Below are 6,799 nucleotides of genomic sequence, written 5' to 3'. Positions count from 1 at the left end.
GGGTGAGGATTTGAGGGAATTGCGGATTGCTTCCGACAAGCCGACATATCCTTACTAATCCAGTGTCGGTGAGTGCATCGGCGATTTATCACTCATCATCGTCACCGAAATACCTCCTGCCTCGTGTTGGACGGAGATCTTCTCCAAATCGCCAAAACCGTCCAAACATTTTTGATCTGACTCGAAGATCGCATTCGATATAGACTCATTCCGACGAATTTTATGAGACATACCAGATTAATCGCAACGACTTGTATCTCGACTGGCGCTGCTCTGCTGCTCGCATTCGGTATCGCGGGCTTACGAGCGCAGGGCCCGCGCGGTGGCCAAACAGCTCAGGCGCTATTTGCTGCCCTCGACACCCATAAGGATGGAACGCTGACACGGCCCGAACTGGAGTCTGGCTTCAACTCCTGGTTTGCGGCTTGGGACAACACAAATAGCGGAACTCTCACCCAGTCTCAGATTGTGACCGGGATCAGCAAGTTGCTGCCAGCGCCGCCCGCCGTGAAGCCCGGGCAAGCCAACACTTTCAATCCGGCCGGTAACTCGACGCCGATCCCAGTATCGCAAGCTGCTGTGGACGCTATGATGGCAGCCTTACCGACTACCCCGGGTATCAAGCCGATACACAAACGCAGAGTGCTGGTGCTGGCCCATACGGGCGCGGGAGGGTTCGTGCATGCCTCCATCCCGTTGGCTGCGAAGGCGGTGGAAGCACTGGGGAACCAGGGCGGTTTATGGACCACAACCGTGAGTTACGACGCAGCGGATATCAATACCGATAATCTCAAGAAATACGACGCCGTTTTCCTGGACAGCACCACTGCGTGTTTTCTTGACGATCCGAATCCCGCCGTGACGGCCGCGCGGCGAGCGGCATTCCTGGATTTCGTGAGAGGTGGAAAGGGCGTTGCCGCAATACACGCGGCGACAGACTCGTACCACACCGATTGCCTGGCAAGCGAGGCTGCCGCAAAGAACGGCAGTCCCGGACGGAATCCAGGGGCGCTGGTTTTGGCTTCCCGGCTCGTCACAGCAGCCGACAAGGATAACGACGAAACCGTCAGCCGGCAGGAGTGGGACGCACTTGCCGATGATTGGTTCCAGAAGTTGGATACCGGCGATACGGGTAAGGTCACTCGCGCCGATTTCGTGACGCATTTCAATTCATTGTTACCCCCGCCGGAAATGCGTCGTCTCGGTCTGGAATCGAAGCCTGTACTGCAATGGCCGGAGTTCAATAAGCTCATTGGCGGCTACTTCAAATTTCACTGGCCCGATCCGCAACTGATTACGGTCAAGATCGATGACCCGAACAGCCCTTTGACGGCCATGTTCCATGGCAAGGAGTTCGAGATCCATGACGAGACCTATACCTTCGAGCAGGATTCCTTCTCGCGGAAAAACGTGCATGTACTGACGAGTATTGACTACGGCAAGATGAGCGCTGCAGATAAAGCAAAAGAAGTGAATCCGCGAACCGATGCCGATTATGCCTTGAGTTATATTCGCCGCGAGGGCAAGGGGCGGGTTTTCTACGAAGGACACGGCCACAGTGATCGGGTGTATGCCATGACGCCGATGCTGGAACACATTCGAGCAGGGATTCAATACGCGCTTGGCGACCTGAAAGCGGACGACAGCCCCTCAGTGAAGTAAGCAGTCGGCTGAAAATAACCAGGCAAGAATGCACTGCGCTCTACGCTGAGATACGTCCAGAGCTGTTATTTGCGGAAACTTTACCAAATCTCGATTGACGAGAACGGCCAATGCACTCATCGAGCAAGGATTTGAGCCGACATCGGGATAGTAGTCCTGTGAATCGCGCTTGTGTGAATTTGCCGTGGGTCTGATTGTGGCTTATCGGCGACTCGCGGTCTGGAGCAGCGATGATCTGGATTCGAGCGTAGAGTTTTCGCAACTGTCTCGATCCTCGGCGGTCAGGCACGGTTTTAAAGCTCTAGAGGGTTCTCCTTCAGATGTAGTTTTGGTGACTCGAGCAAAACGCAGATTCCCTTCGGGAATGACAAATGAAGGAAGCTACGCCTGAGAGGAGATAGCTTTCGACTTCGAGGGACTGTGTGAGGGCTTCAGACGCCTAGCTCGGCGCGGATGGCGTCCGCGATGGTGTTGGCGTGGTGGCGCATGAGCGGCTCGGATTCGGCTTCGATCATGACGCGGCAGAGGGCTTCGGTGCCGCTGTAGCGGATGACGACGCGGCCGGAGTCGGCGAGCTCGTGCTCGGCGGCGCGGATGGCGTCCGCTACCGTGGGGATGGCTTCGAGGGGCTTTTTTTCGCGGACCTTGACGTTGACGATGACCTGGGGGAAGACCTTGAGGTCGGCGACCAGCTCGCTGAGGGTTTTGCCGCTGCGGTGGACGGTGTCGAGCACGAGCAGGGCGGTGAGCAGGCCGTCGCCGGTGGTGCTGCGGCCGTTGAAGATGATGTGGCCGGACTGTTCGCCGCCGAGCGCGGCACCGGTGGAGAGCATCTGCTCGAGGACGTACTTGTCGCCGACGTTGGCGCGGAGCATGGCGATGCCGCTGCGCTTGAGCGCGGCTTCGAGGCCCATGTTGGACATGGTGGTGGCGACGACGGTGTCGTTGGTGAGCAGGCCGCGGAGCTGGAGGTCGCGGGCGGCGAGCAGAAGGACGGCGTCTCCGTTGACGACACGGCCGTTCTCGTCGGCGAAGAGGGCGCGGTCGGCGTCCCCGTCGAAGGTGATGCCCATCGAGGCTTTTTGAGTGACGACTTCGGCGGCCACGACGTCGGGGTGCAGGGCTCCGCAGAACTCGTTGATGTTGAAGCCGTCGGGGCTGGCGTGGGTGATGACGACTTCGCCTCCGAGTCCGGCAAAGAGCTGCGGAGCGACGGAAGAGGCCGCGCCGTTGGCGCAGTCGACGACGATGCGCTTGCCGTCGAGCGAAAGGCCGGGAACGGCGGCGAGGAGGAAGCGAACGTATTCGGCGCGGTCGGCTTCGTTGACGGGGGGAGCTTGCGGGGAGGGATTCGAGGGGGTTCCATCCCACATCTCAGAATCGAGATGTGGGGCACCCAGTTCTGTGGTTGAACTCACATTCGGTTTGTTGGCGGTTTCGAGGTGGCGGAAGATCTCGTCTTCGATGGCGAGCTCGGTGGCGTCGGGCAGTTTGAAGCCGTCGGGGCCGAAGAGTTTGATGCCGTTGTCCTGCCAGGGATTGTGTGAGGCGGAGATGACGATGCCGGTGGCGAAGCGATGGGTGTGGGTGAGGAAGGCGATGGCTGGGGTGGTGATGACGCCGGCACTTTCGACGGTGGCTCCTCCGGCCGTTAGCCCGGCGGTGAGGATGGCTGCGATGGAGTCGCTGGATTCGCGGGTGTCCATGCCGAGCAGGACGCGAGGAGAGGGCGTTGTCGCCTTCAACGTGTGCGCGAGGGCGAGGCCGATGGCGTAGACGGTGGTGCCGTCGAGGGGTGGCTGACCGGCAACGCCACGGATGCCGTCGGTTCCAAAGAGCTTCTTCATGAGTTGCTGATCTCCGTTACTTTTCCTGCTGTTCTTCGCTTACTTATTGTCCGATACTTTTGCGGTCAGTGTGCCTTCGGCCAGACGGGCGCGGATGGTTTCTCCGGGGGAGGTGTCTGCGGCCGATCTTAATAAGATGCCGTTTTCAGCATAGACGAGCGCGTAGCCACGGGAGAGGACGGCCAGCGGTGAGAGTGCTTCGAGGCGAGTGGTGGAGCGGTCGAGGCGGGTTTGATTGGCAGAGACGGTTCGGGTTGCAGTGCGGAGCAGGCGCTCGGTGGCGGCCTGCAGGCGGCGCTGGGTCGTGGCGATGCGGACGGAGATGTTCTGGCGGCGGAGGCGGTCGGTGAGCGTGGCTAAGCGCTGAGTATTAAGGTGGAGACGGCGCGAGGCTGCGGCTTCAAGGCGAAGGCCCAGCTCGTCGATGCGCTGGTCGCGGCGGCTGATGGTGTCGCGAAGGCGGTTGAGGACGGATTCGGAGGAGAGGCGGGCGTAGCGCTGGCGGGCGGAGAGGAGATGGAAGCGCCCGGCGCGGTGGACGCGTGCGGTGAGGGCTTCGATGCGCTCTTCGATGCGGTGCTGGGCGGCGGTGACGAGCTCGGCAGCGGCGGACGGCGTGGGGGCGCGGAGGTCGGCTACGAAGTCGGCGATGGTGAAGTCGGTCTCGTGGCCGATGGCGGAGACGATGGGGATCTCAGAAGCGGCGATGGCGCGGGCGAGGGACTCGTCGTTGAAGCCGGAGAGGTCTTCGATGGAGCCGCCGCCGCGAGCGAGGATGATGACGTCGACGAGTCCGGGATTCTGGTTGAAGTAACGGATTCCGGCGGCCACCGTCGAGCAGCAGGTTGTGCCTTGCATGGTCGCTGGGTAGACGAGGAGATTGAGGCGGGCGTGGCGGCGGCGAGCGACGTTGACGATGTCGCGGATGACGGCTCCGGTGGGCGAGGTAATGATGCCCACGCAGCGCGGGAAGGCGGGGAGGGGACGCTTGCGGTCGGCGTCGAAGAGTCCTTCGGCGAGGAGGCGGGCCTTGAGCTGCTCGAAGGCGAGTTGGAGGGCTCCGGCTCCGCGAGGCTCGAGGGTCTCGGCGATGAGTTGGAGCTGGCCGCGGCTCTCGTAGATGGAGATGCGGCCACGGACGAGGACGGCCAGGCCGTCGGCGGGGCGGAAGCGGAGCAGCGTGGCCTGGCGGCGGAAGAGGACTACCGGAAGCTGGGCTTCGCCGTCTTTGAGCGTGAAGTAGACGTGGCCGGAAGGGGCGGCACGGTAGTTGGAGATCTCGCCCTCGACCCAGAGGTCGGGATAGCCGCCTTCGACCTGCTGGCGGATGTCGATGACGAGATCGCGGACGGTCCAGATGCGGCGCTGGGTGGGGAGGACGGGATTTGGCTCGCCCTTTTTTGCGATTGTGGCACCGCTGCCCATGTCTTCAGGGGCAGGTATTTTGGACAATTTCAGGGCAGGTTGGGGAGCTTCCTGCTTGTCTGTCTCGGAGGTGAAGAGGAGATTGGCTTGGACGGGTGCGCGCTTTGCGAGGCGTGTCCTTCCCCGGCCCGCTCGCAGGCTTGCCAAGGTCGGCGGCTTCTCTTCTTTTTCGCCCATTGGCCGAGTCTAGCATCGCGGGTGGGCGCAGTTGAAGCTATCGGCGGAGGTGGTTTATGGCCCAGAGTATGAGGCTGACAAGCGCGCTGAGCAGGAGGCAGGTGACGAGGGGGAAGGAGACCGACCAACCACGCCCGCGCCAGTTGAAGTCGCCGGGGAGGCGGCCCAGCGGAATTTGAGGCGGTTGAGGCCGAGCACGACCAGCCCCGCCACGACGAGGAGGAGGCCCAGGAAGATAAGGATACGGCCAAGGTCGGACATTCGGACTGACTAGCTTGCAGCGGCCAGCATCGAGGTGGCTTCGCGCAGCAGGTCAGCGGGCTGACAGGGTTTGGTGAGGATGCCAACGGGGCGGGCGAGCTTGCTGGATTGCTCGCGCACACTTTTGAGATTGGAGTAGAAGCCCGTCAGCACGATGATGCGGCAGGAGGGAAGCTCGCGGGTCACATCGCAGACCAGAGCGAGGCCATCTCTTCCGGGCATAGTGACATCACAGAGAAGAAGGTTGGGGTGGAAGATGCGGGCGGACTCGAGCGCCTGATCTGCCGAGTAGGCGGTCCTGGCTTCGAAGCCGCTCTTGACGAAGATGAGCGCAAGGGTATCTGCGACCAGACGATCATCGTCAACGACGAGAATTCGTTTCATGGTGAGCTCCCTTTGACTTGCTTCCTGATGCATGATTCTGCCTCCACCTTAGGCCGGAAAAGGGGCAGTTGTCCATGAATATACTGATATTTTCTATAGAGAATAAGCAGAGGCCGGGCGGCCTCTGGTGGAAGCTGCGAGTTTAGAGGAGAGTTACCGCTGAAGGGCGGCGGGCTCGGCTGAGGGGTTCAGCTTCTGCGCGGCCAACATGCCGACGGCGCTCTTACCGTCCTTATCCTTGAGCTTGGCGTAGATTTTTTTGGCGTCTTCGGACTTACCCTGCGACTCGTACATCTCCGCTAACTGAAGCTGGGCGAGGCCGGCGGGAACCGAGGTGGTGGGCTTGGCGGTCAGCTCGTTGTAGAGATTGACGGCCTGCGCATCCTGTCCGGTCTGGCGGTAGAGGTTGGCGAGGGAGAGCTTGGCGAGCGAGGCCAGTTCGCTGTTCCATCCACCGGCTACCTGCTTCAGCGTGGCTTCGGCGGCAGAGTTGTTGCCGGCTTCGATATAGGTGAGGCCGCCGAAGTAGCGGGCCGTCTTTCCGTCGGGCTCCATGTTGTACTTATCGGCAGCGGCCATGAAAAGTTGATTGGCAGCCTTGGCGCGCTCGGCCACGGAGGCGTAGGTCTTGATGCCGGGAGGAACCTGCTGGCCGGGCTCGGCGAGCGGGGTCTGGTACTCCTGCATGGCGGCGCCGTAGGCCACCGAGGCCTCATTGCTGCGGTTGTTGTAGATGACGAAGCTGCCAACCACGATGATGAGTAGCGCGATCAGGATAGAGCCGGCGACGATGACCGCGTGACGGTTTTCGCTGGCCCACTCGATGCCGTGTTGTGTGGTGTCGATGAACTGGTCGTGCTTGAGCGCTTGCTTGGTCTGCTGATCCACTTGGTTGAGTCTTCCTTTTTGCTCGCGGCGGTCGATCCGCCTTGAGAGAACTGGTTGCGTGAATGGTCGACGCAGAACTTTAAGTCTATCAGCGGGGGAAAGAGGTTGCGAGGGGTTGAGTCATATTCTTGGCATCTTTTGGTGAAGGATGGCGG

6 protein-coding genes are annotated in these 6,799 nt (G+C 61.1%); 1 reads left to right on the top strand and 5 read right to left on the bottom strand.

Going from position 1 to position 6,799, the window contains the following annotated elements; all coding sequences use genetic code 11:
* Nucleotides 1–486: 486 nt before the first annotated feature.
* Nucleotides 487–1,662 carry a ThuA domain-containing protein gene (locus VMU57_RS13150; RefSeq protein ID WP_325384112.1) on the top strand — a complete coding sequence of 392 codons (1,176 nt, stop codon included), beginning with the start codon at nt 487–489 and terminating at the stop codon, nt 1,660–1,662.
* 431 nt (nt 1,663–2,093) lie between these two features.
* Here VMU57_RS13150 and VMU57_RS13145 read toward each other — a convergent pair whose 3' ends face one another.
* From VMU57_RS13145 to VMU57_RS13125, 5 genes are all read right to left on the bottom strand, one after another.
* The gene (locus VMU57_RS13145; RefSeq protein WP_325384110.1) at nt 2,094–3,509 is read right to left on the bottom strand and encodes a phosphoglucosamine mutase; all 1,416 of its coding nucleotides are present in this window, start codon (nt 3,507–3,509) and stop codon (nt 2,094–2,096) included.
* Nucleotides 3,510–3,548: 39 nt separating this feature from the next.
* On the bottom strand, nt 3,549–5,111 hold the full coding sequence (xseA, locus tag VMU57_RS13140) for an exodeoxyribonuclease VII large subunit (protein WP_325384108.1): 1,563 nt from the start codon (nt 5,109–5,111) through the stop codon (nt 3,549–3,551).
* A 37-nt stretch (nt 5,112–5,148) separates the two neighbouring features.
* Complete coding sequence (locus tag VMU57_RS13135; RefSeq protein ID WP_325384114.1) at nt 5,149–5,280, bottom strand: DUF2905 domain-containing protein; 132 nt, start codon at nt 5,278–5,280, stop codon at nt 5,149–5,151.
* Nucleotides 5,281–5,381: 101 nt separating this feature from the next.
* Entirely contained in the window at nt 5,382–5,756 is a 375-nt protein-coding gene (locus VMU57_RS13130) for a response regulator (protein WP_325384106.1), read from the bottom strand.
* 153 nt (nt 5,757–5,909) lie between these two features.
* Nucleotides 5,910–6,644, bottom strand: a complete 735-nt coding sequence (locus tag VMU57_RS13125) for a tetratricopeptide repeat protein (RefSeq protein WP_325384104.1) — start codon at nt 6,642–6,644, stop codon at nt 5,910–5,912.
* Between the last annotated feature and the right edge of the window lie 155 nt (nt 6,645–6,799).

The sequence above is a fragment of the Edaphobacter sp. genome, from assembly GCF_035532915.1.
GTDB lineage: Bacteria > Acidobacteriota > Terriglobia > Terriglobales > Acidobacteriaceae > Edaphobacter.
Note: the sequence above shows the minus strand (reverse complement) of the source record. Positions and strands in the feature narration are given on the sequence as shown.

Excerpts from the sequence above, each read along its gene's own strand:
- xseA (WP_325384108.1), bottom strand. The coding sequence starts at position 5,111 with ATGGGCGAAAAAGAAGAGAAGCCGCCGACCTTGGCAAGCCTGCGAGCG.
- VMU57_RS13145 (WP_325384110.1), bottom strand. The coding sequence starts at position 3,509 with ATGAAGAAGCTCTTTGGAACCGACGGCATCCGTGGCGTTGCCGGTCAG.
- VMU57_RS13130 (WP_325384106.1), bottom strand. The coding sequence starts at position 5,756 with ATGAAACGAATTCTCGTCGTTGACGATGATCGTCTGGTCGCAGATACC.